This is a genomic window from Mitsuaria sp. TWR114, from assembly GCF_007997345.1.
Genome location: NZ_VOSR01000538.1, coordinates 1 through 947, shown reverse-complemented (window position 1 = coordinate 947; position 947 = coordinate 1). Strand labels below are relative to the sequence as shown.

The 947-nt window shown below is 70.4% G+C and carries 2 protein-coding genes; both read right to left on the bottom strand.

Going from position 1 to position 947, the window contains the following annotated elements; all coding sequences use genetic code 11:
* Nucleotides 1–373, bottom strand: a 373-nt coding sequence (locus tag FUT87_RS18765; protein ID WP_147242005.1) for a LytTR family DNA-binding domain-containing protein, incomplete at its 3' end; no start/stop codon positions are given.
* On the bottom strand, nucleotides 370–947 hold a 578-nt coding region (locus FUT87_RS18760; RefSeq protein WP_186830624.1), incomplete at its 5' end, for a sensor histidine kinase. The genes FUT87_RS18765 and FUT87_RS18760, both read right to left, overlap by 4 nt.

The window sequence follows — 947 nt, the reverse complement described above, 5'->3', positions numbered from 1 at the left end:
GCATCGCGCGCAGCTTGGCGTGCAGGATCATCGCGGACACCGGCTTGACCAGGTAGTCGATCGCGCCGCGTTCGAAGGCCTGCAGCGCGTATTCCTCGAAGGCGGTGACGAACACCACCTGCGCCTGACGCGCGATCTGCCGCGCCGCCTCCATGCCGTTGACGCCGGGCATGTGGACATCGAGGAAGGCGATGTCGGGCCGGTGAAGCTCGAACATCTCCACCGCCTCGCGGCCGTTGCGCGCCTGCGCGACGACGCGCAGTTCCGGCCACAGCAGCGCGAGGCTGCGCTGCAGGCTGTCGCGCAGCAGCGGTTCGTCGTCGGCGATCAGGGCGGTCGGCGCGGTCGACACGGGGGAGGCTGCGGCACTCATCTCGTTGCAGGGGTGAAAGTCAGTTCGGCGCGCAGGCCGTGCGGGCGATTCTCGGTGAGCGCCAAGGCTGCGCCCAGGCCGTAGAACAGCGTCAGGCGCTCGCGAAGGTTGCGCAGCCCGGTGCCGCTGCCCATCGCCTGCGTCATGCCGACGCCGGTGTCGCTGACCCACAGCCGCACCTGGTCGTTGACGCGCTCGCCGCCGACCTCGATGCGACCGCCCTCCTCGCTCGGGTCGATGCCGTGGCGCACCGCGTTCTCGACCAGCGTCAGCAGCGCCATCGGCGGGAAGCGCAGACTGCCGAGCTCGGGCGGCAGGTCCACGAAGAAGTCCAGTCGGTCCGGCATGCGCAGGTGCATCAACTCGAGGTAGGCGCGCACCAGGGACAGTTCGTCCGACAGCGTGGTGGCGTCGCCCTGCAAGCGCGGCATCGCGGCGCGCAGGTAGGCGATCAGGCTGCGCAGCACCGGCGCCGCCTGCGGCGAGCCGGTTTCCACCAGCGCCCGGACATTGGCCAGGGTGTTGAACAGGAAATGCGGCTCGACCTGGGCCTGCAGCAGCCGCAGCCGGGCGT